33 protein-coding genes are annotated in these 23,405 nt (G+C 65.2%); 6 read left to right on the top strand and 27 right to left on the bottom strand.

Features of this window, described 5'->3' with window-relative positions; all coding sequences use genetic code 11:
• Nucleotides 1–19: 19 nt before the first annotated feature.
• From DFS21_RS21245 to DFS21_RS21185, 13 genes are all read right to left on the bottom strand, one after another.
• On the bottom strand, nt 20–208 hold the full coding sequence (locus DFS21_RS21245) for a hypothetical protein (RefSeq protein ID WP_110700852.1): 189 nt from the start codon (nt 206–208) through the stop codon (nt 20–22).
• The gene (locus DFS21_RS21240; protein ID WP_110700854.1) at nt 205–840 is read right to left on the bottom strand and encodes an HrpE/YscL family type III secretion apparatus protein; all 636 of its coding nucleotides are present in this window, start codon (nt 838–840) and stop codon (nt 205–207) included. Before DFS21_RS21240 ends, DFS21_RS21245 begins: the two co-directional genes overlap by 4 nt.
• A complete protein-coding gene (locus DFS21_RS21235; RefSeq protein ID WP_256591480.1) occupies nt 819–1,433 on the bottom strand; it encodes a SctK family type III secretion system sorting platform protein in 615 nt (204 codons plus the stop codon). The genes DFS21_RS21240 and DFS21_RS21235 overlap by 22 nt, the downstream gene beginning before the upstream one ends.
• Nucleotides 1,434–1,435: 2 nt before the next feature.
• Nucleotides 1,436–2,170: a type III secretion system inner membrane ring lipoprotein SctJ gene (sctJ, locus tag DFS21_RS21230; RefSeq protein ID WP_110700858.1), complete on the bottom strand. Its 735-nt coding sequence runs from the start codon at nt 2,168–2,170 to the stop codon at nt 1,436–1,438.
• Nucleotides 2,171–2,177: 7 nt separating this feature from the next.
• The gene (gene sctI / locus DFS21_RS21225) at nt 2,178–2,516 is read right to left on the bottom strand and encodes a type III secretion system inner rod subunit SctI (protein ID WP_111533041.1); all 339 of its coding nucleotides are present in this window, start codon (nt 2,514–2,516) and stop codon (nt 2,178–2,180) included.
• A complete protein-coding gene (locus DFS21_RS26665; RefSeq protein WP_110700862.1) occupies nt 2,513–2,743 on the bottom strand; it encodes a hypothetical protein in 231 nt (76 codons plus the stop codon). The genes sctI and DFS21_RS26665 overlap by 4 nt, the downstream gene beginning before the upstream one ends.
• Complete coding sequence (locus DFS21_RS21215; protein ID WP_256591477.1) at nt 2,740–3,078, bottom strand: YscG family type III secretion system chaperone; 339 nt, start codon at nt 3,076–3,078, stop codon at nt 2,740–2,742. The genes DFS21_RS26665 and DFS21_RS21215 overlap by 4 nt, the downstream gene beginning before the upstream one ends.
• Before the next feature lie 14 nt (nt 3,079–3,092).
• The gene (locus DFS21_RS21210) at nt 3,093–3,374 is read right to left on the bottom strand and encodes an EscF/YscF/HrpA family type III secretion system needle major subunit (protein ID WP_110700866.1); all 282 of its coding nucleotides are present in this window, start codon (nt 3,372–3,374) and stop codon (nt 3,093–3,095) included.
• Nucleotides 3,364–3,561: an EscE/YscE/SsaE family type III secretion system needle protein co-chaperone gene (locus DFS21_RS21205; RefSeq protein WP_110700868.1), complete on the bottom strand. Its 198-nt coding sequence runs from the start codon at nt 3,559–3,561 to the stop codon at nt 3,364–3,366. The genes DFS21_RS21210 and DFS21_RS21205 overlap by 11 nt, the downstream gene beginning before the upstream one ends.
• Nucleotides 3,551–4,453 carry an FHA domain-containing protein gene (locus tag DFS21_RS21200; protein ID WP_110700871.1) on the bottom strand — a complete coding sequence of 301 codons (903 nt, stop codon included), beginning with the start codon at nt 4,451–4,453 and terminating at the stop codon, nt 3,551–3,553. Before DFS21_RS21200 ends, DFS21_RS21205 begins: the two co-directional genes overlap by 11 nt.
• A 1-nt stretch (nt 4,454) precedes the next feature.
• Complete coding sequence (gene sctC / locus DFS21_RS21195; protein WP_111533040.1) at nt 4,455–6,020, bottom strand: type III secretion system outer membrane ring subunit SctC; 1,566 nt, start codon at nt 6,018–6,020, stop codon at nt 4,455–4,457.
• Nucleotides 6,008–6,391: a CesT family type III secretion system chaperone gene (locus DFS21_RS27400; RefSeq protein WP_371926905.1), complete on the bottom strand. Its 384-nt coding sequence runs from the start codon at nt 6,389–6,391 to the stop codon at nt 6,008–6,010. The genes sctC and DFS21_RS27400 overlap by 13 nt, the downstream gene beginning before the upstream one ends.
• 79 nt (nt 6,392–6,470) lie before the next feature.
• Nucleotides 6,471–7,337: a helix-turn-helix transcriptional regulator gene (locus DFS21_RS21185; protein WP_146230425.1), complete on the bottom strand. Its 867-nt coding sequence runs from the start codon at nt 7,335–7,337 to the stop codon at nt 6,471–6,473.
• A gap of 270 nt (nt 7,338–7,607) precedes the next feature.
• Between DFS21_RS21185 and DFS21_RS21180 the strand changes: the two genes are divergently transcribed.
• The gene (locus DFS21_RS21180; RefSeq protein ID WP_111533039.1) at nt 7,608–7,976 is read left to right on the top strand and encodes a CesT family type III secretion system chaperone; all 369 of its coding nucleotides are present in this window, start codon (nt 7,608–7,610) and stop codon (nt 7,974–7,976) included.
• Nucleotides 7,977–7,983: 7 nt separating this feature from the next.
• On the opposite strand, the gene DFS21_RS21175 is transcribed toward DFS21_RS21180, so the two are convergent.
• The 6 genes from DFS21_RS21175 to DFS21_RS21150 form a co-directional block, all read right to left on the bottom strand.
• Nucleotides 7,984–8,568, bottom strand: a complete 585-nt coding sequence (locus tag DFS21_RS21175; RefSeq protein ID WP_110700881.1) for a DinB family protein — start codon at nt 8,566–8,568, stop codon at nt 7,984–7,986.
• A gap of 11 nt (nt 8,569–8,579) precedes the next feature.
• Nucleotides 8,580–9,680, bottom strand: coding sequence for a cell division protein ZapE (gene zapE / locus DFS21_RS21170; protein WP_110701006.1), 1,101 nt, complete (start codon nt 9,678–9,680; stop codon nt 8,580–8,582).
• A 95-nt stretch (nt 9,681–9,775) separates the two neighbouring features.
• Nucleotides 9,776–10,924, bottom strand: a complete 1,149-nt coding sequence (locus tag DFS21_RS21165; protein ID WP_110700884.1) for a PQQ-dependent sugar dehydrogenase — start codon at nt 10,922–10,924, stop codon at nt 9,776–9,778.
• Between the two features lie 21 nt (nt 10,925–10,945).
• The gene (locus tag DFS21_RS21160) at nt 10,946–11,266 is read right to left on the bottom strand and encodes a hypothetical protein (protein WP_111533038.1); all 321 of its coding nucleotides are present in this window, start codon (nt 11,264–11,266) and stop codon (nt 10,946–10,948) included.
• A 122-nt stretch (nt 11,267–11,388) separates the two neighbouring features.
• Nucleotides 11,389–12,345 carry an agmatinase gene (gene speB, locus DFS21_RS21155; RefSeq protein WP_110700888.1) on the bottom strand — a complete coding sequence of 319 codons (957 nt, stop codon included), beginning with the start codon at nt 12,343–12,345 and terminating at the stop codon, nt 11,389–11,391.
• 23 nt (nt 12,346–12,368) lie between these two features.
• Nucleotides 12,369–13,448, bottom strand: coding sequence for an extracellular solute-binding protein (locus DFS21_RS21150; protein ID WP_110700890.1), 1,080 nt, complete (start codon nt 13,446–13,448; stop codon nt 12,369–12,371).
• Nucleotides 13,449–13,550: 102 nt separating this feature from the next.
• On the opposite strand from DFS21_RS21150, the gene DFS21_RS21145 reads away from it, so the two are divergent.
• Both DFS21_RS21145 and DFS21_RS21140 read left to right on the top strand, forming a co-directional pair.
• Nucleotides 13,551–14,447: a LysR family transcriptional regulator gene (locus DFS21_RS21145; protein WP_111533037.1), complete on the top strand. Its 897-nt coding sequence runs from the start codon at nt 13,551–13,553 to the stop codon at nt 14,445–14,447.
• 86 nt (nt 14,448–14,533) lie between these two features.
• The gene (locus DFS21_RS21140) at nt 14,534–15,004 is read left to right on the top strand and encodes an LEA type 2 family protein (RefSeq protein ID WP_111533036.1); all 471 of its coding nucleotides are present in this window, start codon (nt 14,534–14,536) and stop codon (nt 15,002–15,004) included.
• A 25-nt stretch (nt 15,005–15,029) separates the two neighbouring features.
• On the opposite strand, the gene DFS21_RS21135 is transcribed toward DFS21_RS21140, so the two are convergent.
• Entirely contained in the window at nt 15,030–15,971 is a 942-nt protein-coding gene (locus DFS21_RS21135) for a carbon-nitrogen hydrolase family protein (protein ID WP_110700896.1), read from the bottom strand.
• Between the two features lie 67 nt (nt 15,972–16,038).
• Complete coding sequence (locus tag DFS21_RS21130; protein ID WP_023630897.1) at nt 16,039–16,302, bottom strand: hypothetical protein; 264 nt, start codon at nt 16,300–16,302, stop codon at nt 16,039–16,041.
• 130 nt (nt 16,303–16,432) lie between these two features.
• Here DFS21_RS21130 and DFS21_RS21125 point away from each other — a divergent pair, with 130 nt between their 5' ends.
• A complete protein-coding gene (locus DFS21_RS21125) occupies nt 16,433–16,753 on the top strand; it encodes a YqjD family protein (protein ID WP_110700898.1) in 321 nt (106 codons plus the stop codon).
• Nucleotide 16,754: 1 nt separating this feature from the next.
• Here the strand turns inward: DFS21_RS21125 and DFS21_RS21120 are convergent, their stop codons facing one another.
• Nucleotides 16,755–17,372, bottom strand: coding sequence for a tRNA-(ms[2]io[6]A)-hydroxylase (locus tag DFS21_RS21120; RefSeq protein ID WP_046854995.1), 618 nt, complete (start codon nt 17,370–17,372; stop codon nt 16,755–16,757).
• A gap of 157 nt (nt 17,373–17,529) precedes the next feature.
• On the opposite strand from DFS21_RS21120, the gene DFS21_RS21115 reads away from it, so the two are divergent.
• A complete protein-coding gene (locus tag DFS21_RS21115; RefSeq protein WP_111533035.1) occupies nt 17,530–18,393 on the top strand; it encodes a universal stress protein in 864 nt (287 codons plus the stop codon).
• Between the two features lie 65 nt (nt 18,394–18,458).
• Nucleotides 18,459–19,325, top strand: a complete 867-nt coding sequence (locus DFS21_RS21110; protein ID WP_046854993.1) for a LysR family transcriptional regulator — start codon at nt 18,459–18,461, stop codon at nt 19,323–19,325.
• Here the strand turns inward: DFS21_RS21110 and DFS21_RS21105 are convergent.
• From DFS21_RS21105 to DFS21_RS21085, 5 genes are all read right to left on the bottom strand, one after another.
• Nucleotides 19,299–20,456, bottom strand: a complete 1,158-nt coding sequence (locus DFS21_RS21105) for an HPP family protein (RefSeq protein WP_111533034.1) — start codon at nt 20,454–20,456, stop codon at nt 19,299–19,301. The two genes, DFS21_RS21110 and DFS21_RS21105, sit on opposite strands and share 27 nt — an antisense overlap.
• A 239-nt stretch (nt 20,457–20,695) precedes the next feature.
• A complete protein-coding gene (locus DFS21_RS21100) occupies nt 20,696–22,015 on the bottom strand; it encodes a sensor histidine kinase (RefSeq protein WP_111533033.1) in 1,320 nt (439 codons plus the stop codon).
• Nucleotides 22,012–22,680: a response regulator transcription factor gene (locus tag DFS21_RS21095; RefSeq protein WP_102683274.1), complete on the bottom strand. Its 669-nt coding sequence runs from the start codon at nt 22,678–22,680 to the stop codon at nt 22,012–22,014. Before DFS21_RS21095 ends, DFS21_RS21100 begins: the two co-directional genes overlap by 4 nt.
• The gene (locus DFS21_RS21090) at nt 22,681–22,995 is read right to left on the bottom strand and encodes a PepSY domain-containing protein (RefSeq protein ID WP_023632694.1); all 315 of its coding nucleotides are present in this window, start codon (nt 22,993–22,995) and stop codon (nt 22,681–22,683) included.
• The gene (locus DFS21_RS21085; RefSeq protein WP_046854989.1) at nt 22,995–23,303 is read right to left on the bottom strand and encodes a PepSY domain-containing protein; all 309 of its coding nucleotides are present in this window, start codon (nt 23,301–23,303) and stop codon (nt 22,995–22,997) included. The genes DFS21_RS21090 and DFS21_RS21085 overlap by 1 nt, the downstream gene beginning before the upstream one ends.
• Nucleotides 23,304–23,405: the final 102 nt, after the last annotated feature.

Genomic DNA, 23,405 nt, shown 5'->3' with positions numbered 1-23,405 from the left:
CAGGCCTTGGGGCCAGGTGCTATACCAAGATCCCACGCTGCGGCAATGGCCGGCGCACGGGCAAGATGTCCTCCCGCACAGACGCTCGAGCAGGCTGACGAAGCTGCGCCCAGAATACCTGGAGCAGCGCATCACGCTCCTGGTCATCGCGGATAGCCCGCGCAGCGGCGGCCAGCACCGCCCCATGGCCATGTTCGAGCAGGTTCATGCGTATCCAGCCTCATTATCAGGAACTCCTTGCAACAACGCCCGCTGCAAAGCGCTCAGTTGCCCCTCGATGCTGGCGTCGATGACGCAACCTTCGGTTTCCAGTCGGCAACCACCGCGTGCAAGCCCAGCATCACCGCAGATTTCCAGGGGGCCCGCGTCGGGAAACCGCGCGAGTATTTCATCGATACGCAGGCGAACCTCCGGCACCTGGTCAGGGCGCACGTGCAGGATCAGTTCCTCCCGTGGGCGAACCTGAGCCAACGCCTGACGTGTGGCCGCCAGCGTCAGCTCGATGTCCGGGTATGCCCCCAGCACCTTGCCCACCGCCTGGTACACCACCTCGCTCATCTGTCGATCGGCCCGGCGATAGAACTCGGCACAGCGCAATCGCACACTGTGCATCAACGCCGCCTGCTCGACCGCGGCCATTTCCAGCCCGACCTCCCGCCCAAGCCGATGCTGCGCCTCGAGCACCGCGTCGGCCTGGGCTTCGATGTCGCTGGCACGCTGGCGGGCGCTTTCGGTCAATGCGCCGGCTTCGAGAAAGCGCTGGTAGTCGGCGCCGCGCAACACGGTACAGCCTGGTTCGACCATCGGCCGGCAATCATTCAGTTCAATAAATGGCAACATTCCGGGCTCCTGTCTTGGGCCACTTTCAGGCAAAGGGTGCGCGCCAGGGCGCGCTGATCGTCGCTCATCGGCCAGGTCGGCAATGCCTCGGTGCCAGGCAGTCGCAGGGCCAGGCGCCGGGCAAAACCGGGATCGGTACAACCGCAGGCCTGTAGCCAGAACGCCAGGCCCTGCACGGGCAGCTCCACCTCCAGCACGCCGCTTGGCAGCGCCTGCTGCCAGCCTGGCGGCCATGGGCCGATGATCAGCCGCCATTTCTCCAGGCAGTAGCGCAGGCCTTGATCGCCGAGCGCGTGCCGCAAGCGCATCTGGCCGGCTCGGTCGAGCAGTCGCACAATGGCCTGGCCATGCAACAAACCACCAACAGAGGCCAGAACGCGTTCGAACGCTGGCTGCGGATAGAGGGCCAGCCCACCCAGCCGCTCCGGTATTTCAAAGGGTTCGCTCAGGTCCAGCGCCGACAGCAACCAACCATTGATCGAGCTGTCCCGGCGCCAGTCTGGCAAGGCCTGGGCCACCTGCCGCAAAGGTTCCGGGCAATGAGCCTGGTGCAGGTAACGCGCCGGGCAGTAGCGAAGCTGAAATGGGGTCATGCTCATGCCCGCTGGCGCCACCACAGGTACTGCGCGAGATTGCTCAGCACCAGCAATCCCAGCAACGCCCCGACCAGCGCCAGAAGACGCAGGCGCGACCCCTCCAGTACGTGAATCGACAATAGCGTCGCATGACGCTCGCCCGGCCACAGCTGGCGAGCCTGCGTGGAAGGCACCAGCACCACACTGATGCGGTCGTAGTCGAGGCCTTCGATGCTGTTGCTCAACAGCTGCTTCATCTGCCCGATGTACAGGTCCAGCGCCGCGTCCGCCGCATGCTTGATGAAGATCGACGCCGAAGCCGCGCGTGCCGATGCCCGCAGGCTATCGCGGGGCTCAGGCAACACCACATGCACCCGCGCCACCAGCACGCCATCGATTTCCGACAGGGTGCGCGACAGTTCCTGGGACTTCACATAGGTCAGCCGCGCGTGCTCCTCCAGTGGCGACGAGATCAGGCTGTCCCGGGGGAACACATCACTGACTGTGGAGAAGATCTCCCGTGGATAGCCCTGACGCTTGAGCGCGGCCACCGCATGGCCGATGTCAGCCTCGCCGATCAGGATCTTCACCTTGCCGTCCTTGTCCTGCGCCTTCACCGCATCGATGCCCTCGGCATCCAGCACCGCGAGCATTTCGTTGGCTTCGCGCTGGCCGAGGCCCAGGTACAGCTCGACCTTGCACCCGCCCAGCACCAGTACTGTCACAAGCAGCAAGCACTGCCATGGGTTCTTCACGGGGTACCTACTGGGCTTTCATGAGGGTTTCGATATTCTGCGTGGTGCGTCCCACGCCCTTGGCAATCAGCTCGACCTGCAGGTTGGTACGTATCAATGCCCAATGGGCATCCAGCAATGCCATCGGATCACCTACGCCCGAGACCAGGCTGGCATGCGCGCCCTGCCTGGCTTCGGCATGCTGCTGGCCGAGCTGTGCGACTTTGTGCAACACCCCCTCCTCAGGGCTGCCGGCACTGCTGGATAGCGCCTGCTCGAACTCGGCCACCTGGCGGGAGTCGACGTCCGGTGCCACCAGGGACTGCAGATCGGTGACCACACGGGTCACCTCGGCAATGCCACTCATGTGTCGCTCTCCACTGTGAAGGAATCGTTGAGCAGGTCCATCGCCATGGCGAGCACCTGCAGACGCTGTTGCTCTGCCAATGCCGGGCCCCGCCTCTGCTCCGGGGCACCTGGCGCCTGCTCGACCAGGCATGCCTGAAACGCAGCAACGTCCCGATCCGCAGGAACGGGCTGCGGGATCGAAGCTACTTGCGCACTCGTCAACAGGGACATGGTCAACCCGTTCATGCCACCACCTGGGCGCGCATACCCTCGGCAAACCGGATCAGTTCGCAATCCTCGCTCTGCGCCATGCGCTCAAGGCGCCTTTCCAGCGCCGCCATGTAGCCCAGCTGGCGCTCGCACAGCGCCAGCCACGGGCCGAGGGATGGCCAGGAGGCCTGATTGCCTTCTGCCAGGGCCTCTTCGCAGCGTCCCGCCCCCATCAGGCCGGCGATACGTATCACACAGGCGGCTTCCCTGGTTTCCGGCTGCCGGGCCAGCCAACGCGCAATCGCCATCGCTTCGTCATGGTGATGGTGCTCGACACCCAGCAAGCCCAGGCGCGCCATCAGATTGTTCACCGAGTACTCCATGCTCAGAACTTCTGCAGGATGCTGCTGATGGTGTTCTTGAGGGTCTGGCCCATGGTCGCATCGACCTGAAGCGCGTTGGACCACATGGTCGTGCGATGGCGCAAGTCGGCCAGCGCCGCGGGGTCGTCGCCATTCACGTGGAGTTTATCGATCGACTCGAGGACGGCCTTGTGGGCCTTTCGCCCCTGCGAGATCATCCCGTTGTGGATCTTCTCCAAGGTGGCTTGGGGGCCGCCGTCGTGGAATCCGGTAGGTAGGTTCGTCAATAGCGCCTCAGTTTTCATTCAGTTTCTCCAGGATATTCAAGGCCGCTTCAAGGGCCGTTCGTTCGTCGTGCAACGCTTGGAATGCCGTGGGCGGCAAGGGGCGTGACATCTGCTCGGCGCGGGCCTGCCGCGCATGCTCCAGCACCCTGTACATCCGCGCGCGTATTGGTGGGTCACGTGTTTCCTGCAACAGCTCATCCATCATTGATGGGGTGCTCCTTCAGATTGATCGAGTAGTCCCGCCCACCTTTGCGCAATGTGATCGTCTGATCATCGATCGCCAGGATGCGGATACCGGAAGGCATCAGCGCGCCCACCGGATAGCGATGGTTGTCGGTCAGCGTCACGTAGGGCACCCGCCCCAATGACACCGCTCGCAGCGGGAAATCGAGTTTCCCGGGCACAAGTGCCCTGCCCTCATCGACCAGCTTCAACAGCGGATACTCGCCGAATGTCTGCCGAAACTGGCGCTGCAGGCTCAGGACGTCCTGATACTGGCGGTCATGCAGTGCCCCGCGCAGCACCAGGGTGTCACCGCGGTCCTCCAGGGTCAGGGCCTCCTCCAGTCCCCATTCGCGCAGCAGCTGGGCCAGGCGCGTCCGGGCCTGTGGAACGGGCAGGCTGTGTGACACGACCTGGGGATCGGCTGCGTTCGCCTTGCCCTGTGCTTCGGCCTCCGGGATCAGCAGGCGTGTGAGCAGCGCCAGCAACAGCAGCAAACCGGCGCCCGGGATCATGAACCAGCCGGCCCGCAATCCGGGCCGGGGGATCGACTCGGGAAGCCGCTCGGCAAACACTTCGCCCTCCGTACAGAATGCCCAGCACAACGGGCCACAACGCTGGATGGCCAGAGCCTGCAACTCGACATCTGCCGCTAACGTCACCCCGGCCTGTGTCGGTGGTTCGGTGGTGCCCCACTCCAGCAGGCGTACCCCGCCAGGCCCGACCATCAGCACCAGGTGGATAGCGGCGATCCCTGCGTCCACCAGCACCAGATCGGCTTGCGCCGGGTCGGCGCCGATGACTACCCGGCCAGGTGCCAGGGACACCTCGGCCCCCGCATTCAGGCCACTGTAGACCCGCAGTTTCCAAGTCATTTCAAGAGCGCTCGTCACGGGCAGGACCTGACTTCAAGCCATTGCCGACACTTGCGAGCCCCGAGTCAATCAGCTTCGGCTCGATCAGGAACAACCGAACCGATCGGCGCGTGCTGCTGGACTGATAACGAAACAAGGCGCCCAGGAACGGAATGTCCCCCAACAGCGGGACCTTGCGCAGGCTTTCGCTCGACTCGTCGCGGTGGATGCCACCAATCATCAGGCTCTGCCCCAGGTCGACCCGGGCCAGCGTGTCGATGACCGTGCGACTGATGGTGGGTATACCATCGGGCCCAGTACTGTTGGGCTTCTGGCTACCGTCCTCGATATGCAGGCTCAGGCTGATTTCGGGCCGGTCCGCACTGCGGATCAGACGTGGGGTCATCTTCAACAAGGTGCCGTAGGTGATCGCCTTGAGCTCGGCGACGCGTTCGCCCAGCACCCGCACATAATAGGTTTCGCTGTGGTCTATCACCGCCAGGGTGTTTTCCTGGGTCAGCAAGGTCGGTCGCGACACCACCTGGGCGCGCCCCTCGCCCTGCATCAACGTGACCTTGGCCAGCAGCCGGTCCACGCCCCGGCTGTCGACCAGGCTGCCGGCAAGCGTGCCCTGCGCCTGGCCTGCGCTGGTGCGAATGTCGATCAACTGGTGCTTGCCGGTACCTATGCCAACCTGCCACTCCACACCCAGCTCCGCCAGGTGCTCGGCGTTGATGTCGAGGATCGTCAGCCCCACCTCGATGCGCGCCGCCGGACGGTCCAGCGCCGCCACCAAACGCCGGTACATGGGCATGCGCTCTGGGTGATCACGCACGATGATGGCATTGAGCGACGCTTCGGCCTGGACAACGGCTTGACTGGAGCCTATAGGCGCACCCTGTGCCACAGCCTGACCTTCGACCGCGCGTACATCGGCGTTCGTCAGTACCCGAGAGAGGAGCGTGGCTACCCCGGGTACCGCCACCTTCTGGTCGCGATAATCGATTTCACGGTCTTCGGCCACCGCATGCCTGAGCGCGATCACCTCGACGCTCAGGTTGCCACCGCGTTCGTCCTGCAACACAGCCTGCTTCTCCAGGGCGTTGGCGGTCTGCTCGACGCGATCAAGGTAACGCGGCGGGCCCGAAACATACACCAGCTGCCCGCCCGCCGCGGCGCGCCAGGCGAAGCGCGACGTCCAACCGCCACCCTCCTGCAGGGCGGCACGCAATTGCGGCTCGCGCACTTTGTCCAGGTGAACAAGGCGGGTCTGTAGTTCGCTGGACTTGCCGACATATAGCACCGCGCCGTCGTAGTACCAGGCCAGGTTGAACAGTACGGCGACCTGCTCGAGAAACGCCTCCGGGTCCGGCTGCTCGAACGTGGCGTTCACCTGGTCCCTGACCTTGTCGCTGACCACCACCGCCCCCTGGTAGTTGGCGGCGAAGTTGCCCAGCAGGTCACGCAGGCTCTCGCCCTGGGCAACGTAGTGGAAAGGCTCCTGGGGCCAATCCAGTGACTCGCCCTGGGCCGCAAGGCTGGCCAACAGCGCCGTCAAACCGGCGGCAAGCGACCTCAAGGCAGCCATACGCGAGCTCCCCGGTGAGTCGCGGGCACTGGATCAGCATGTTGCTCGCACAGGAGAGCGAGCAGGTCGACCTGAGCACCCAGCACGTGATCCACGATGTCGAGATCGCCCTGGGCCAGGTCTACCTGCGCTTCAAGCAGCGGCTCTCCCGCAGGTGTCAGCGCCAGTCGCTGCGGACAGTGCTGCGCCCACACCGTCAGCATGCTCATCAAGCGGCGCAAGGCTTGCGGGTCGAGGCTGGCGCCTTGGCCCACCAGTGACGACAGCGAGCTGCGAACAACCAGTTGCGTGCCTTGCGGCTCGAGCGAAAGGGCACGCCCCTCGATCCACAATTGGTAGCCACCGCGCTCATTTGCCAACCAGGGAGGCATGCCCAACCGTCGGGCCATTTGCTGCAAAAGTGTGTTCATACGGGCATCGTCCGTGCAACGGAGGGAACAGAAGAGTTTGTCAGCCACGGCGAGCATCGCTGGGGGTGCGGCCGAACCGTCGGCGATAGCTCTGGCTGAAATACGACTGGCTGGAAAAGCCGCTTTCCATGGCGATGTCGACAATGCTCATACGCGTGTTAAGCAGCAGATGGTGCGCATGGACGATCCTGCGCTCGGTGATCCAGGCCCGTGGCGAGCAGTTGTAGAAGGTGTTGAACAAACTCTTGAACGCCGTCAGGCCCAAGCCGAAGGCCTGGGCGTACTGGTCCAGGCGCCAATCACGCAGATAGTGCTGTTCCATGAATGCGTGCAGGCGATCGACATGGCGATTGCCCTGTTGCCGCAGTGCCGCCAGCAAGGTCCGCCCCTGCGCGCCGAAAATGAGCAGCAGCAACAGCTCCTCCAGGCGCAGCATCGCCAGCATCGACGACGTGCCTTCGCCCCCGAGCGCCGCCAGGCGAGTCACACATTCCTGCGCCATCGTGCAGGGTCGCAGCCGGAGGGTACTCACACCTGGCTCGTCACAGCGTTCGAGGTGGGCAAGGTCATTGCCATGACGTTTCACGAACGCCTGCACGAAATTCACATCCAGCGGCAGCCAGAGCACTTCGCATGCCTGCCATTGGCTCGCCACCAGATAGGTGCCGCGCTTGACGAACAGCAGCTCGCCTGCCTGTAGGTGAATGATGTCGTCCTTTCCGCGAAGCGTCAGCTGCCCCACCATCACCGCGTAGAAGCCTTCCTGCCCCTGGGACGCGAACCCCGCCCCGACAACATCCAACTGCCGACCTTGCACACACCAGCCCTCAACTGGAGAAATCCCTATCACGCGAGGCCCTACTTCCCGTAGGACCCTATACGCATCGTCGGACAGCAGATCGTGCAAGATTGAGATGACCTTGCAGCCCTTGCCTCCGCGATGCAGACAAGGCCACAGACTACGGCGCCTTCCCACGAATGAACGCAGGGATTGTCCTCGCCGAGAGGGAGGCTATTCGCCATCACTTGTAGGAAATTCATCAGCTCTGTAAGGCAATGCGAAGCACGCCTGTGCCGAATAGCAGCAAGCACAGCAGCTAAAAAATGGCGACCACACCCGCTATCTTGCAGGCTATGCACTGACTACCGTGGCAAGCCCTTTGATCGAGAGCTCGCCATGTCAGGCACGAACTATGACTACGCATTGACCCAGCTGTACGCTGCCCTGAAGCTGGAGCCCCCCTTGACCTTCGAGCCGGTGATCAGCCTGCGCGTGGGGTCTTTTGTGTGCAACGTTACCGAGCACCCGGCGGACCACTTGCTGATGTTCATCGAACTCCCCGTAATCGACGACATACGCTGGGGTGAACAGAACCTGTTCTGCCAGGACACCTGCAAGCCTGTGATCGGTCTCGACCCGCTCACCAACATACAAATACTGTGGAATCGCCAGCCCCTGGCGCAGCTGGACCGCGCCATGGTGCATCACCAGCTCGAGCAACTGGTGCAGGCCGCCCACGATCTGGCAGGTGATGAAACAGCCTGAACGCCGCTCAGGGCTGCCCCCAGACCTGCGCCTCGCTCCAACCCAGCGCGGCAAAATCCTCGGATCGCAGTGAGGCCTCCTCTTCGCAGAAGAATTCGTCCAACTGCGGTGGCCTGATCGCCGTATCGCTGAGCATCGCGTGCACCTGGCCGCGATGGTGGATCTGGTGCTCGAACAGGTGTGACAGCAAGCGCAAACGTTGCTCCTGTTGCACCCGGTCCGGTCGCACGATGCTCACATAGCGCCGCAACTGGTCGTCGCGCAATTGCCGGCAATAGGCGATCAGGCGCTGGTCGGCCTGGGCCTGCTGGGCCTGCAGGTCGGTGCAGGTGGCGAAGGGCTGCTCGGGTTGGAAGAAGCGCTCGCCGTCCGGATCCGGCGTTTGGCCGCGTTGCTCGCACTCCAGTGCATCCAGATAGAACCAGTCCACCGTCAACAGGTGGTTGAGGGTGGCCTTGATCGACGGGAAGAAACTGCAGCGCGGGGCGACGAACTCATCCTGGGTCAGTTGCAGGCAAGCCTTGTACAGGCGGTGGTTGGCCCAGCCATTGTTGTAGGCCTGGGTCAGCAGATGATGCGACAGCGGCTCCATGGGCAGCTCCTTCAGGCGAAGCGTTGCAGTTGCATCTCCCGTAGCCGGCTCAGGGTCCGTTGGTACGGGAACGCCAGATACCCTTGAGTGTAGAGCGCTTCCAGCGGCACCTCGGCTTCCAGGTACAACAACACCCGACGGTCGTAGCATTCGTCCACCAGGGCGATGAAGCGCCGAACGCTGTCATCCTTCGGCGCCAGTGTCGGTAACTGGCGGTCCCCGGCCTCGACGCGGGCGGCCCCGTCCTCGGTACCGCGGGCAATGCGGCCGGCCTGCTGGAGGCCACCCAGGGCCGGAATGCCGCTGACCAGGATCGCCGGAAAGCGGTCGCACAAGGCCATGAAGTCCATGGCGGCCAGCGGCTGCTCGCACAGGGCACTAAAATGGCACCAAATGGCCTGCGTACTGCGGCGCAGCACGCCGATCTGCCGGGAGCCAAGCTGCAGCGGTTGGTCGTTGCCTGGGTCGTCCGGGCTCAACTGGCCGAACACCGCCTCGAGCGCGCTCGACCGCCCCGGCTGGCCGACCCAGTAGCGCTGCTGTTGCAGGCCGGGGTGCAAGCGGTGATCCTGCTCCCCCGCCACCGCCAGCACGCGCATGTGCCGCTCGATGGCGGCGATGGCCGGCAGGAACCGCTCGCGGTTGAAGCCATCGCGGTACAACTGGCAGGGCGGCTGGTTCGAGGTGGCGACGATCACCACACCGTGATCGAACAACACCTGGAACAGACGGCCGAGGATGATCGCATCGCCGATATCGCTGACGAACAGCTCGTCGAAACACAACACCCGTATCTCCTCGGCCAGCGCCCGGGCCAGGGCCGCGAGCGGGTCGGCGGTGCCATTGAGCTGGAACAGGCGCTGATGAACCCATGCCATGAAATGGTGGAAATGCTGGCGCCGGGCCGGCAATTGCAGGCTGCGATGGAACAGGTCCATCAACCAGGTCTTGCCACGGCCGACCGGGCCCCAGAGGTACAGGCCTTGCGTCGGCAGGCCCTGACGCAGGGCGTCGAAGCAGTCCTGCAACGCAGCCACAGCCGCTGCCTGGGCGGGATCGGCGACGTAGCCACGCTCGGCCAGCGCCTTGTGATAAAGGGATTCAGGGGTCATGCCGCGCATGGTACGCCATCGCTGGGCAAGCCCGCTTCCACAACATTGCCCCAGGGCAACTGTAGTAGCTTGCTCCAGGGCCTCCGCCGGGACGATCATCCCTCTGTCAGCCCCACCTTCAGCAAGGCGCCATCCTTGGCATCGGTCAGCACGTACAGATAGCCATCCGGCCCTACCCGCACGTCACGAATCCTGGCTTTCAGGTCAGCCAACAGCCGTTCTTCATGCACGACCTTGTCGCCATCGAGCTGCAGTCGGATCAACTCCTGTGTCGCCAGCGCACCGATGAACAGGTTGTGGTCCCAGGCCTTGAACGTGGGGCTGTCGTAGAACGCCATGCCGCTGATGCCCGGCGACTTTTCCCACACGTGGTGCGGATCGACCATGCCATCGACGTGCTTGCCCTTGGCCTCTGGGATCGGCAGCAGCGAGTAGTTGATGCCGTGGGTGGCGATCGGCCAGCCATAGTTCTTGCCCGCCTTGGGGATGTTGATCTCGTCGCCGCCACGCGGGCCATGCTCGTGGGTCCACAGCTTGCCGGTCCAGGGGTTCAGCGCCGCGCCCTGCTGGTTGCGGTGGCCGAACGACCAGATTTCCGGACGCACGTTGTCGCGCCCGACGAAGGGATTGTCCTTGGGTATCTCGCCGTCGGGCAGGATGCGCACGATCTTGCCCTGCAGCTTGTCCAGGTCCTGCGACGTGGCGCGCTGGTTGTTCTCGCCCAGGGCGATGAACAGGTAACCGTCACGGTCGAACACCAGCCGCGAGCCGAAGTGGTTGCCTTCGGACAGCTTGGGCTGCTGGCGGAAGATCACCGTGAAGTTCTCCAGGCGTGACTGGTCCTGGGTCAGCTGGCCACGACCGACCGCAGTACCGGCCTTGCCATCGCTGCCCTCCTCGGCATAGGACAGATATACGGTTCGATCCTTGGCGAACTCAGGCGAGAGCACCACGTCGAGCAGGCCGCCCTGCCCCTCGGCCCAGACCTTGGGTACACCGGACAGCGGCGGCCCGACCTTGCCCTCGGCGTTGACGATACGCAGGTTGCCGGGGCGTTCGGTGACCAGCATGTCCTTGCCGCCGGGCAGGAAGGCCAGCGCCCAGGGATTGCGCAGGCCGTCGGCAACAGTGCTGACGGTCAGCCGCCCCTCCTCGCTGGGGTACTGCTGCTCGGCGGCGGCCTGCGCCAGCAGGGGCAACAGGCTGGCAGCGGCCAGGGTGGTCAACCAGGTGCGTGGGGTCATGCTCGCTTCCTTTGCAAGGGCTCACGGCACACGTAGGGAGTCGCGTGGTGGCCGGGTGGGTTCCAGGTTCGGGGTCCGCTGCTCGCGGCGCAGGTTTTCACCGTTGCCGATACCGCGGTTGTCGAGGGTGGGCGGACGCGGGTTGGGTTGCGTGGACGGGCCGCGCACGGGCGGCATTGCCGGTACGCTGCCCTGCCGGCTGTTGGGGTTGGCGCGCATGATCGGGCTGTTGTAGGGGTTGTTGCTGTCGTTGGCGGCAATCAGTGGCGGCGCCAAGGGCGCGGCCTGCAGTGGCAACGCCAGCACCAGGCCGAGGCCCAGGATTGGCAGTGTGGGATTCATGCTTCACCTCCGGTACGAAAAGGCGCGCTCGAAGGTTGGATAGCCTACGGCGCGCAGGGTTCGACGCAAAAGGATGAATTTGGGTCCTGATGTTTCAGTATGCACCCCTCAGTTGCCTGGCGTTATCCCACCTTGTGCCGCGCTGCATACAGGCACAACATCTCCATCGCCAGGGTCGCGCCTGCCAGCGCAGTGATATCGGCATGGTCATAGGCGGGCGCCACCTCTACCAGGTCCATGCCCACCAGGTTGATCCCGCGCAACCCGCCGAGTATCTCCAGCGCCTGCACCGTGCTCAGGCCGCCGCATACCGGCGTGCCGGTGCCGGGTGCGAAGGCCGGGTCCAGGCAGTCGATATCGAAGGTCAGGTACACCGGCCGGTCGCCCACCCGCTGGCGGATGGCAGCGACGATCGCCTCGGTGCCCTGGCGATGCACCTGGCGGGCGTCGAGAATGGCGAAGCCCTGGCTGTCGTCGTTGGTAGTGCGCAGGCCGATCTGCACCGAGCGCGCCGGGTCCACCAGCCCTTCCCGCGCCGCGTGCCAGAACATCGTGCCATGGTCGATGCGCTGGCCCTCCTCGTCCGGCCAGGTGTCGCTGTGCGCGTCGAAGTGCACCAGCGCCAGCGGGCCATGGCGACGGGCATGGGCCTTGAGCAGCGGATAGCTGATGAAATGGTCCCCGCCCAAGGTGAGCATGGCGCAGCCAGCCTCGAGAATGTGCTCGGCATGCGCCTCGATGCTCTGCGGCACCGACTGCGGCGTACCGCTATCGAAAGCACAATCGCCGTAGTCGATCACCGCCAGGTGGTCGAACGGATCGAACGCCCAGGGCCAGTGCCGGGCCCAGGCCTGTTGCACCGAAGCGGCGCGAATCGCCCGCGGACCGAAGCGCGCGCCGGGTCGATTGCTGGTGGCGGTGTCGAACGGCACGCCACTGACCACCACGTCGACACCCCGCAAGTCACGGCTGTAGCGGCGCCGGGAAAAGCTGGTGATACCGGCATAAGTGCTCTCGGCGGCGGTGCCATAGAGGCTGCCACGGGTAATTGCCTGGTCGTTGTCCTGGGCGAGATCCACGGTGTTTCTCCTGTCGTTGTCGTTCACTGGCGGCTGCGGAAGGCGGTCCACAGGCGGTTGCGCTGGCGCAGGTCGGCCAGCGCCATGCTGCGGTCGGCGAACAGGCGCTGGCGCACCTCGGCCGACGGATAGATGTCCGGATCGTTGCGGATCGCCGCGTCCACCAGCGGGGTGGCGGCCTGGTTGGCGTTGGCGAAGAACAGCGTGTTGGTCAGTGCCGCCACCGAGTCGGGGCGCAGCATGAAAGCGATGAAGGCGCGGGCCGCCTCGGGATGCGGTGCGTCCTTGGGGATCACCAGGTTGTCCTGCCACACCAGCGTGCCCTCGCGGGGGATGCGGTAGATCAGCTCGAAGGGCTTGCCGGCGCGGCGCGCCTGGTCGGCGGCCATGGCGGCATCGCCGTTGTAGGTGAGCGCCAGGCATACGCTGCCGTTGGCCAGGTCGTTGATCTGGCGGCCATTGGCCACGTAGCTGATCGACGGTTGCAGTTGCTGCAACAGCGCCTGCGCCGCGTCCAGGTCGGCCTTGTCCTGGCTGTACGGGTCCTTGCCCAGGTAGTTGAGGGTCACGCCGATCACCTCCTGGGGCGAGTCCGGCATGGCGATGCCGCAGTCCTTCAGGCGGCTGGCGTACTCAGGCTTGAACAGCAGGTCGAGGCTGTCCAAGGGCACATCGCCCAGGCGCTGGCGTACGGCCTCGACGTTCACCCCCAGCCCCAGCGTGCCCCAGGTGTAAGGCACGGCATGGCGGTTGCCGGGGTCGGCCTCGGCCAGCTTGGCCAGCAGGTCCCGGTCTAGGTTGGCGTAGCCGGGCATCGCCTGCGCCTCGAGCGCCTGCAGAGCACCGGCCTTGAGGGCTCGAGCCAGCACCGTGGCCGACGGCACCACCACGTCGTAGCCACTGCCACCGGTGAGCAGCTTGGTCTCCAGCACCTCGGTGGTGTCGAAGGTGTCGTAGCGGACCTTGTAGCCGGTCTCCTTCTCGAAACGCTCCAGGGTCTGCGGGGCGACATAGTCGGCCCAGCTGTACAGGTTGACGACCTTCTCTTCGGCCTGCAGGGGCAGGGCGATCAGCAATGAAAGCAGGCACAACGTCGAACGCATGGCGGACACCTCGGCATAGGGGTGGATGCCGCCAGCATGCCTGCCGGGTTACATTGCAAAAATGGCAACTTTGCGAAGCTGACATTCACCAGGAGCAATGTGATGCTCGGACAATTGCACGACCCGGACCTGCACCTGCTGCGGCTGTTCGTCACTGTAGTCGAGGCCGGCGGCTTCAGCGCCGCCCAGGGGGTGCTGGGGCTCAGCCAGCCCAGCATCAGCCAGCAGATGGCGAAACTGGAGACCCGCCTGGGATATCGCCTGTGCAGCCGGGGCAAGGGCGGCTTCCGGCTGACCGAGAAAGGCGAGTTGCTGTTGCAGGCCACCCGCGGCCTGCTGCTGCAGATCGAGCAGTTCCGCCAGCAGGCCAATGGCGTGGCCGGGCGCTTGCTGGGCAGCGTGCGCATCGGCCTGGCCGAGAACCAGGACCGTGACGTCAGCCTGCGCCTGGCCCAGGCCATCGCGCGGTTTCGCCAGCGTGACGAGAGCGTGCGCCTGGAACTGACCAGCGCGCCACCGGCCGAACTCGAACGCTTGCTGCTGGAGCAACGCCTGGACTGCGCCATCAGCTACTTCTCCGGCAACCAGGCGGCGTTCGACTACCTGCCGCTGTTCGAGGAGCGCCAGAGGCTTTACTGCGGCAAGGGGCACGTCTTGTTCACCCAGGCCCAGGTAACCCGCGAGCAGTTGCTCGAGGCCGACCAAGTGAGCCACCCCTATCGTTTTCTCAAACAGGGCGAGCCCTTCCAGAGCCGCCACAGCATGGCGGTGGCAGAGCAGATCGACAGCGCCTTGACGTTCATCCTTTCAGGGCGACACATCGGCTTTCTGCCGTGCCACTGCGCCGCGCCCTGGGAAGCCCAAGGCCTGTTGCGGGCGTTGGATACCGCGCTGGATTTCGTGGTGCCGTTCACCCTGGCCAGGCATCGCGGGCAAACACCCGGCGAGGCGCAGCAAGCCTTCATGGAAGACCTGCGCATGACATTCGGCTCGCGCTAGGCCCGGAACGTCGGCAGGCCCCGCTTTCATCACCACCGCGCATTTGCGACACTGCCGACTCGCCCGTGCCACAAGGCCAGATCCCCATGTATGCCCGCATCTGCCTGATCCTGCTGCTGACCCTTGGCCTGAATGCCTGCGCCCTGTTCCAGGGTCGCGACCCGCTGAACATCAGCGTGATCGGCATCGACCCCCTGCCCGGCCAGGACCTGGAGCTGCGCATGGCCGTGAAGATCCGCGTGCAGAACCCCAACGAAACCCCGGTGGACTTCAACGGCATCGCCCTCAACCTGGAAGTCAACAACCAGCCCCTGGCAGCCGGGGTGAGCGACCAGCGCGGGCACATCGGCCGCTACGACGAAGCGGTGCTGGTGGTGCCGGTGAGCGTCACCGCCTTCGCCTTCCTGCGCCAGGCCTACGGCCTGCGCCGGGCGGACTCGCTGCAGGGCCTGCCCTATGTGTTGCGCGGCAAGCTGGCAGGAGGGCCGCTGGGTACCGTGCGCTTTACCGACAAAGGCAAGCTCGACCTGCCAACGGCCGCAGGCCCTGCCTGGTAACCCGCTTTACCGGCAGGCTGGCAGATCACTCACCTGCGCCGGATGAACCGACGAAACGTACTCCGGGCCGCGGACGCTCGTCCACGCTGAGCTCGAACACATCCGGCCGCGCATAGTGGCCGACCACGTCGAAGTCGTAGCGCGCACGCACCAGTTCATCGGTATCGACCTCGGCGCAAAGCAGGCCACGCTCACCCACCAGCGGTCCGGCCAGCACCTCCCCAAGCGGGCCGACGATCACGCTGCCGCCGTTGATCAATGGCCGTTCGGCCGGCCAGTTGGCCACCTCCAGGCCCAGTGCGGCGGGCGAGTCCTGCACCTGGCAGGCGCTGATGACAAAGCAGCGCCCCTCGGCGGCGATATGGCGCATGCTCACCTGCCAAAGCTCGCGCTCGTCCACTGTCGGTGCGCACCACAGTTGCACACCCTTGGCGTACATCGCAGTGCGCAGCAGCGGCATGTAGTTCTCCCAGCACACTGCCGCGCCGATGCGCCCGGCACGGCTTTCGATTACCGGCAGTGTGGAGCCGTCGCCCTTGCCCCAGATCAGCCGCTCGGTACCGGTGGGCATCAGCTTGCGGTGCTTGGCCACCAGGCCGGTGTGCGGCTCGAAGAACAGCACCGTGCAATACAGGGTATTGCCGCTGCGCTCGATCACGCCGATCACCAGGCTCGCTCCGGTACGCGCCGACAAGCCGGCCAAGGTGTCGGTCTCGGGCCCCGGTACATCAATGGCATTGGCGAAATAGCGGGCGAAGGCTTCACGCCCCTCGGGCAGGCGATAGCCGAGCTGGGTGCCGAACCCTTCGCCTTTCGGGTAGCCACCGAGCAAGGCCTCGGGCATCACCACCAGGCTGGCGCCGGCATCATGGATGGCCTGCTCGTAGTCGAGGATCTGCGCCAGGGTGGCGGCCTTCCCGCCAGGCAGCGAACCGATCTGCAGGGCGGCGACGATGGACTTGGGCATCGAGGGAACTCCAGTCTGGAAGGTCTGTTGGATTCTCCAGCGCAGGCGTTCGGGGTGTTCGCCTGGCTCAGCGGTTGGCGCTGGCGGCGGCCATCATCTTGTTCACTTCGCTGCGCACCAGCTGGTTGAACTCCGGCGGCGACATGCCGTCGAGTTCGGCACGTACCCATTCCGCCCACTTGCCCTTGCGCCGCGGCTTTTCTGCGATCAGCCGCGCCGCCTCGCCCTTGGCCTTGCCCAGGTTGTTCTGCCAGTAGTCGAACAAGCGGGCCTTTTCTGCCTCGATCTGCGCCCTTTCCTGGAAGCTCATGTTGGCCAGATTGAAACTCATCGGGTATTACCTGCCGCTGGAAAATGTGCCTATCTTACACTGCGTCGACGCGCCACCGGTACGCCACTGCAACTTTCGCGGCAGCGTGGCATCCATTGTTCAACGCCCAACCCTTCACGAGGATGTGTACATGGCCAGGAAAACCGCTGCGCAAGGCAACAACGACCAGATCAAGGATCAGGTGTTCAGCGAGCTGCAGGCATTGATCGAGGAATCCGAGAAGCTGCTCAGCGACAGTGCGGCGCTGGTCGGCGAGGAAGCCGAAGGCATGCGCGCGCAACTGGGGCTCAAGTTGCGCCAGGCGCGCGATGCCACCAGCCGCCTGGGCCAGAAGGCGCAGCCGGTGGTCGAGGCGACCCAGGAGTATATCGGTGGCCACCCCTGGCAGACCGTGGCGATTTCCGCAGGCCTCGGCCTGGTGGTCGGGTTGCTGCTCGGTCGCCGGCAATAACTCAGGCGGCTTGCGCCTGGGGAATACCGCTGTGGAAACGCAGTTCCTGGTCGGGCGAGGTGATCAGCCCGACCTCCGCTTCGCGCACCTGCTCCACAACCCTGGCAATGTCCGCTTCGTCGCCATACTGGTGAGCCAGCTTCAGATAACCTTGATAGTGTCGCGCCTCGCTCTTGAGCAGGCCGTGATAGAAGGTGCCCAGCTCCTCGTCCAGGTGCGGCACCAGGGCGGCGAAGCGTTCGCAGCTGCGCGCCTCGATGAAAGCCCCCACTACCAGGGTGTCCACCAGCTTCACCGGCTCGTGCGCCCGCACCAGCCGCCGCAGCCCAGAGGCATAGCGCCCTGCCGACACCGGCCGTAGCGGCACGCCGCGGCGCTTCATCAGACGCAGCACTTGCTCGTGGTGCACCAGTTCCTCGCGGGCCAGGCGCGACATCATGTTGATCAGGTCGAGATGGGTGTTGTACTTGGCGATCAGGCTCAGCGCCGTGCTGGCGGCCTTGAACTCGCAATTCTTGTGATCGATCAGCAGGGTTTCCTGGTCGGCCAGTGCCGCCTCGATCCAGGCGTCGGGGGTGCGGCAACCCAGGAAGGCATCGATTTCAGGAATCAGGGACATGGTACTCACAATCACACGGGACATCGGCGGGACCGGCGATTATACCGGCGGCGCTGGCAAGCGCCAGTGACTATGCTTGATGCAGGTCAACCGGCGGCAGTCGCCGCGCCGTCTATAGTCAGGCATTGGTCGCCATCCGAGAAAGGAGTTCACGCCCATGCAAGCCGTGCGCAGCATCCTCGTCGTCCTCGACCCCGAGCACGCCCATAGCCGGGCCCTGACCCGGGCCAAACTGATTGCCGGGGTGACCGGTGCGCGCCTGCACCTGCTGATGTGCGACAAGAAGCAGGACCACAGCGCGCTGTTGAGCCTGCTAAGCAGCCAGTTGCATGACGATGGCTACGACAATGTCACCCATGAACAGAAGTGGAAGGACAGCCTGCACCAGTCGATCATCCATGTGCAGCAAGCTGAAGGCTGTGAACTGGTGATCAAGGAGCACCGCCCGGACAATCCCTTGCGCAAGGCACTGCTGACCCCCAGTGACTGGAAGCTGCTGCGCGAGTGCCCCTGTGCGGTGCTGATGGTCAAGAGCGAACGCCCCTGGACCGGCGGCGTGATCCTGGCGGCGGTGGATGTGGGCAACCAGGACGAGGCCCATCGCCTGTTGCATGCCAGCATCATCGACCACGGCTATGACATCGCCAGCCTGGCCAAAGGCCAACTGCACGTGATCAGCGCCCATCCATCGCCGATGCTGTCGGCTTCCGACCCGGTCTATCAGCTCACGGAGACCATCGAGAAACGCTATCGCGAGGCGTGCACGGCGTTCCAGGCGGAATTCGATATCACCGATGACAGGCTGCATATCGCCGAAGGGCCGGCCGACGTACTGATTCCCTATACCGAGAAGAAACTCGACGCGGTGGTGACCATCGTCGGTACCGTGGCCCGCACCGGTATCTCCGGGGCGCTGATCGGCAACACGGCGGAAGTGGTCCTGGATGCGCTGGAAGGTGATGTGCTGGTGCTCAAGAGCGAAGAGGCCACGGCACATCTGGCTGAGCTGGCGCGTGGCTGAACCAGCGCCCCAAACAGGTGCAATGGCTCTAGAATAGGCGCCTCTCCAGCCACAGAAGCAGCACCATGGACATCGATCAGGCCCGTACCTTCCTGGAAATCGTCCGCTGCGGCAGCCTGGTCGCCGCCGCCGAACGCCTGTTCGTCTCGCAGACGGCGATCAGCGCCCGTGTGCAGCGCCTGGAGCAGCAACTGGGCTGCCAGCTGTTCGTGCGCAGCCGCAACGGCGCCAGCCTGACCGCCGATGGCGAGGCGTTCGTCAGCTATGCCAACCAGCTGGTGCAGACCTGGGAAGCGGCGCGCCGTGACCTGCCGCTGCCCCAGGGCTGCCAGCAGGTGCTGCATGTGGGCGCCGAGGTGAGCCTGGGCAACCCGATGCTGCTCGATTGGGTCAGCGCCCTGCACCAGGAACTACCCAGCCATGCCATCCGCAGCGAGGTCAGCGATGGCGAAGCGCTGCTGCGCAAGGTGGAGATGGGCTTGCTCGACGCCGCACTGGTCTACCAACCGACCTATGGCCCCGGCCTGCAGGTCGAACAGCTGATGGAAGAGAAGCTGATCCGCGTGCGCCGGGTCGATGCGCCCGATCCGTACATCTACATCGACTGGGGCGAAGCGTTCCGCCGCCAGCATGACGCCGCCCTGCCCGACCTGTCGCGCCCGGCCCTGAGCTTCAACCTCGGGCCCCTGGCCCTGCAGTTCATTCTCGAGCACGGCGGCAGTGGCTATTTCCGCACCCGGGTGGTCCAGGCCTACCTGCAAAGCGGGGTGTTCGAGCGCGTGCCCCAGGCGCCGGAGTTCACCTACCCGACCTTCCTGGTGCATGCCCGCGAACGCGACAGCGAGGCGTTGCAGCAGGCCTTCAGCGTGTTGCGCCGGCTGGTGGCCGCTGGCGAAAGCGACTGGTCACAGCGCTGGGACCCGGTGATCTGAGCCCTGCGCCGCGGCAGTGAGCAGGTGCCGCTTGAGGCCGGCGATCAAGTCGGTCTGGGTGATCACCCCCACCAGCTTTTCGTCGTCGAGCACCGGCAGGCAGTGCAGCCCCTGTTCACTGAGCAACGGCAACAGGCGCTCCAGCGGATGCTGGCTGCCGACACTGACCACCCGGCGGCTCATCACCTGCTCCAGGCGCACGACCTTGCGCCGGAACAGGCCGCGCCAGCTGAAACGCCCACGTTCCATGGCCGGGCCGACCAGATCGCTGAGGCTGACGATCCCCACCAGGCGTCCCTCTTCCAGTACCGGCAGGGTCTTGAGGTGATGGCCAGACAACAGCTTCCAGGCCTGTTCGAGGGTGGTGCGCGGCGTTGCCCACTGCACGTCGCGGGACATCACCGAGCTGGCGGTGATGCCGCCCAGGCTGCGGTGCAGGGCGTGCTGCTCGGTGGCCAGGATGATCCGCTCCAGCTCGTCACGGGTGACATCGACGAACTCGCCGATCTCCTCCAGGGCCTGATCCAGGTCCCCGGCGCTGATGCCGACCCGCTCGCCCGGCAGCGGGTCGTGGGTGTGGTGCAAGTCGCGGCGCGGGGTCGCGCCCTTGGGGTAGCGCACGCCGGTCAGACGGTTGTAGAGCACGGCCACGCCGACCAGGATCAGCGCATTGAGCATTACCGGCTCGAGCAGGTGGTCACCCATGGCCACCAGCCCCGGATCGGCCAGCACCGCGCTGGCCGCCACGCCGCCACCGGGCGGGTGCAGGCAGCGCAGCAGGCACATTGCCAGGATGGCGATGCCCAACGCCGCCGCCGCGACCCACAACCCATCGCCGAATGCGTGACGCATGGCCAGGCCCACGGCAGCCGCCAACGCATAACTGCCCAGTACGGGCCAGGGCTGGGCCAACGGGCCCGAGTGCACGGCGAACACCAGCACCGCGGAGGCTGCCAGCGGCCCCAGCAAATGCAGGGCGATCGATGGCCCATAGGCCAGGCTGCACAGGTAACCCGCAAGAAACAGTCCAAGCAGCGCGCCTAGGCCTGCTCGCAACCATTCTCGGGGAGGGATGTTCAGGGGCGCCGGCAGCAGGCGCTGCAGGCGGGATTCGGGACGCGAGGCAGACATCGAGGTGACTTGATCGTGTTCTTCTGATTGTAAAAAGAAAGCCCAGCGCGACCGGCCTGGGCCCTGTGTTGCGCAATGGAGTGGCGCAAGGGGGCTCCGTCCTTGGAGAGATGGAAACCGCAAGGTTTCGTGGCCGGCATTGTGCCGGGCGCAGGTGGCGCTGGGCCAATTCAAAAAACTGCGGCTGTACTGCAATTTTTTTGCACGGTTGATCCGCCCCGCGATTGGGCCGGCGCCGATCAACGCCCCTTGCGCGGCAGCTCGATACTCACTCGCAACCCGCCCTGCGGGCTTTCCAGCAGTGCGATGCGCCCACCCCAGGCCTCGACGATATCGCGCACGATGCCCAGCCCCAGGCCATGGCCATCGACCTGCTCGTCCAGCCGCGAGCCACGCTCGAGCACTTGCAGGCGTTGCGCCTCAGGGATGCCCGGGCCATCGTCATCGACCCACAGCTGGTAACCCCCGGTGGTTGGCGCGATGCCCAGGCGCACCTCGCTGTCGGCCCATTTGCAGGCGTTGTCCAGCAGGTTGCCGAGCAGTTCCAGCAAATCCTCGCGGTCCCAGGGCAGCAACAAGCCCGAAGGCACGTCGCGCTCCAGCAGCAGGCCTTTGCCATGAATCATCCCCAGCGTCGCCAACAGCCCGGGCAGTTCGCCATCGCAATCGAACTGCGCGCCGGGCAAGGCATCGCCGGCCAGGCGCGCGCGGTTGAGTTCGCGGGCCAGGCGTTGCTGGATCTGCTCCAGTTGCTCGCGCATCTGCGCGCGCACCTCGGGCAACGCCTGCAGGCGTTCGCTGGCAGCCAGGCTGACAAGCACCGCCAGCGGCGTCTTCAAGGCATGACCGAGGTTGCCCAGGGCATTGCGCGAACGGCGCAAACTGTCTTCGGTATGGGTCAGCAGGTGGTTGATCTGGTCCACCAGCGGTTGCAGTTCGCTGGGCACTTCGGCGTCCAGTTGCGAGCGCTGGCCCTGCTGCAACTGGGCGATCTGCTGGCGCGCCCGCTCCAGCGGGCGCAACGAGCGGGTCACGGTGAGGCGTTGCAGCACCAGGACCAATATCAACGCCACCAGCCCCAGGCCCAGGCCGATCTGTTGCATGCGCCGAAAGCCCTCGCGCACCGGTGAGTAGTCCTGGGCCACGCTGATCGAGATGTCCTGGCCGAGCCGCCGGTAGTCCCCACGATAGGCCAGCAGTTGCTGGCCCTCGGGGCCCAGTTCGTGACCGTCGTCCAGGCCGGGCTTGCCGGGCTTGGGCATGTCCATGTCCCATAACGAACGGGAGCGCCAGGTACCCTGGTCGAAATCAATGCGGAAGTAGTAGCCCGAGAACGGCTGCTGGTAGGCTGCCGACAGCCGTCGCTCGTCCAACTGCAGGCCGGACGGGCCACGCACCAGCGCCACCAGCAGGTTCTCGCTTTCCTTGCGCAGGCCAGCTTCCAGGTAACGCTGCAGGCCGGCCTCGAACAGCCAGAGGGTCAACTGCGCCAGGGCCAACCCCACCACTACCAGCACCGCCACCAGGCCCAGGCTCAGGCGCGCCTGGATCGACTTCACGCAGCACTCCCGGCGTACACGTAGCCCTGGCCGCGGCGGGTCTCGATCACGCTGCGCCCCAGTTTGCGCCGCAGGTGGTTGACGTGCACTTCCAGCACGTTGGAGTCGCGTTCGGTTTCGCCGTCATAGAGGTGCTCGGCCAGGTGGCTCTTGGACAGCACCTGCCCCGGATGCAGCATGAAATAGCGCAACAGACGGAACTCGGCGGCGGTGAGCTGGACATCGACACCTTCTCGGCTCACGCACTGGCGCGACTCGTCCAGGTGCAGGCCAGCCGCTTCCAGTTTCGGCTGGTTGGCCAGCCCCTTGGCCCGGCGCAACAGGGCCTGGATGCGCAGTTGCAGCTCCTCGGGGTGGAAGGGCTTGCTCAGGTAGTCGTCGGCCCCGGCCTTGAGGCCTTCGATACGCTCGGCCCAGGAGCCACGGGCGGTGAGGATCAGCACCGGGGTGGCCAGGCCGCTCGCGCGCCATTGCCCCAGCACTTCGAGCCCCGGCAGCCCGGGCAGGCCCAGGTCGAGGATGATCAGGTCGTAGGGTTCGCTCTGGCCCTGGTAAACCGCATCGCGGCCATCGGCCAGCCAGTCCACGGCATAACCCTGGCGCTGCAGGGTGGCGGTCAGTTCATCGGCCAGGGGGACATTGTCCTCGACAAGCAGCAGGCGCATTCAGTCGTCTTCCTCGTCTTTGAGCAGCGCGCCGGTGCGGGCGTCGAGCTTGATCTCGCGCACCACGCCTGCCGGGGTCAGCAGTTCGACCTCGTACTCGTAGCGCTCGTGCTTCTCTTCCAGTTCCGCCTCCAGCAGCCGTGCCCCGGGGTAACGCCCCAGGGCGGCTTCGAGCAATTGCTCCAGCGGCAGGATGATGCCCTTTTGCCGAAGCTCCAGGGCTTCATCCTGGTCCAGGTCGCGCGCGGCGGCCAACGAACAGACGGTCAACAGGGCCAAGGCCAGGTAGCGTGCCGTTCGCGGTAGTGCAGGCATCAGTTGTCTCGCTCGTCCTTCAGGACTTCACCGGTCTTGGCGTCCAGGGCCACGTCCCATTCGACGTTCTGGGCATCACGCAGGTCGACCTTGTAGATGTAGCGGCCGTACTCATCCTCGAGTTCCGAGTCGGTCACGGTGGCGCCGGGGTGCTTGGCCACGGCGGCGGCCTTCAGTTCGTCCAGCGACTTGATGGTCTTGGCGTTCACCAGCTTGACCACTTCATCGGGCTGCACATCCTTGGCGAAGGCGGCATTGGCACCGAAAGCGAGGGCGGCGGCGGTGAACAGGGCAGTCAAAGTTTTCATGAGGTTCTCTCCAGCGAGATGTGCAATTTGTCTACGGGGTTAAGATTAACCACCGGTCCTTAACTCAACCTGAAAACAGCTGGCCGCATGATAGCGCAGCTT

The sequence above is a fragment of the Pseudomonas sp. 2848 genome (genome assembly GCF_003253945.1).
Taxonomy (GTDB): domain Bacteria; phylum Pseudomonadota; class Gammaproteobacteria; order Pseudomonadales; family Pseudomonadaceae; genus Aquipseudomonas.
This window is presented reverse-complemented; position numbering and strand designations above follow the sequence as displayed.

Coding starts and splice junctions, on each gene's coding strand:
- DFS21_RS21120 (WP_046854995.1), bottom strand. CDS start 17,372: ATGTCCCTGATTCCTGAAATCGATGCCTTCCTGGGTTGCCGCACCCCC.
- DFS21_RS21200 (WP_110700871.1), bottom strand. CDS start 4,453: ATGACTTGGAAACTGCGGGTCTACAGTGGCCTGAATGCGGGGGCCGAG.
- DFS21_RS21105 (WP_111533034.1), bottom strand. CDS start 20,456: ATGTCTGCCTCGCGTCCCGAATCCCGCCTGCAGCGCCTGCTGCCGGCG.
- DFS21_RS21235 (WP_256591480.1), bottom strand. CDS start 1,433: ATGACCCCATTTCAGCTTCGCTACTGCCCGGCGCGTTACCTGCACCAG.
- DFS21_RS21095 (WP_102683274.1), bottom strand. CDS start 22,680: ATGCGCCTGCTGCTTGTCGAGGACAATGTCCCCCTGGCCGATGAACTG.
- DFS21_RS21160 (WP_111533038.1), bottom strand. CDS start 11,266: ATGAATCCCACACTGCCAATCCTGGGCCTCGGCCTGGTGCTGGCGTTG.
- DFS21_RS21145 (WP_111533037.1), top strand. CDS start 13,551: ATGCTCGGACAATTGCACGACCCGGACCTGCACCTGCTGCGGCTGTTC.
- DFS21_RS21125 (WP_110700898.1), top strand. CDS start 16,433: ATGGCCAGGAAAACCGCTGCGCAAGGCAACAACGACCAGATCAAGGAT.
- DFS21_RS21240 (WP_110700854.1), bottom strand. CDS start 840: ATGTTGCCATTTATTGAACTGAATGATTGCCGGCCGATGGTCGAACCA.
- sctC (WP_111533040.1), bottom strand. CDS start 6,020: ATGGCTGCCTTGAGGTCGCTTGCCGCCGGTTTGACGGCGCTGTTGGCC.
- DFS21_RS21115 (WP_111533035.1), top strand. CDS start 17,530: ATGCAAGCCGTGCGCAGCATCCTCGTCGTCCTCGACCCCGAGCACGCC.
- DFS21_RS26665 (WP_110700862.1), bottom strand. CDS start 2,743: ATGAACGGGTTGACCATGTCCCTGTTGACGAGTGCGCAAGTAGCTTCG.
- DFS21_RS21180 (WP_111533039.1), top strand. CDS start 7,608: ATGTCAGGCACGAACTATGACTACGCATTGACCCAGCTGTACGCTGCC.
- DFS21_RS27400 (WP_371926905.1), bottom strand. CDS start 6,391: ATGCCTCCCTGGTTGGCAAATGAGCGCGGTGGCTACCAATTGTGGATC.
- DFS21_RS21140 (WP_111533036.1), top strand. CDS start 14,534: ATGTATGCCCGCATCTGCCTGATCCTGCTGCTGACCCTTGGCCTGAAT.
- DFS21_RS21135 (WP_110700896.1), bottom strand. CDS start 15,971: ATGCCCAAGTCCATCGTCGCCGCCCTGCAGATCGGTTCGCTGCCTGGC.
- zapE (WP_110701006.1), bottom strand. CDS start 9,680: ATGACCCCTGAATCCCTTTATCACAAGGCGCTGGCCGAGCGTGGCTAC.
- DFS21_RS21165 (WP_110700884.1), bottom strand. CDS start 10,924: ATGACCCCACGCACCTGGTTGACCACCCTGGCCGCTGCCAGCCTGTTG.
- DFS21_RS21090 (WP_023632694.1), bottom strand. CDS start 22,995: ATGCCTGCACTACCGCGAACGGCACGCTACCTGGCCTTGGCCCTGTTG.
- DFS21_RS21150 (WP_110700890.1), bottom strand. CDS start 13,448: ATGCGTTCGACGTTGTGCCTGCTTTCATTGCTGATCGCCCTGCCCCTG.
- sctI (WP_111533041.1), bottom strand. CDS start 2,516: ATGAGTGGCATTGCCGAGGTGACCCGTGTGGTCACCGATCTGCAGTCC.
- DFS21_RS21130 (WP_023630897.1), bottom strand. CDS start 16,302: ATGAGTTTCAATCTGGCCAACATGAGCTTCCAGGAAAGGGCGCAGATC.
- DFS21_RS21175 (WP_110700881.1), bottom strand. CDS start 8,568: ATGGAGCCGCTGTCGCATCATCTGCTGACCCAGGCCTACAACAATGGC.
- DFS21_RS21205 (WP_110700868.1), bottom strand. CDS start 3,561: ATGATGGATGAGCTGTTGCAGGAAACACGTGACCCACCAATACGCGCG.
- DFS21_RS21110 (WP_046854993.1), top strand. CDS start 18,459: ATGGACATCGATCAGGCCCGTACCTTCCTGGAAATCGTCCGCTGCGGC.
- DFS21_RS21210 (WP_110700866.1), bottom strand. CDS start 3,374: ATGAAAACTGAGGCGCTATTGACGAACCTACCTACCGGATTCCACGAC.
- DFS21_RS21085 (WP_046854989.1), bottom strand. CDS start 23,303: ATGAAAACTTTGACTGCCCTGTTCACCGCCGCCGCCCTCGCTTTCGGT.
- DFS21_RS21245 (WP_110700852.1), bottom strand. CDS start 208: ATGAACCTGCTCGAACATGGCCATGGGGCGGTGCTGGCCGCCGCTGCG.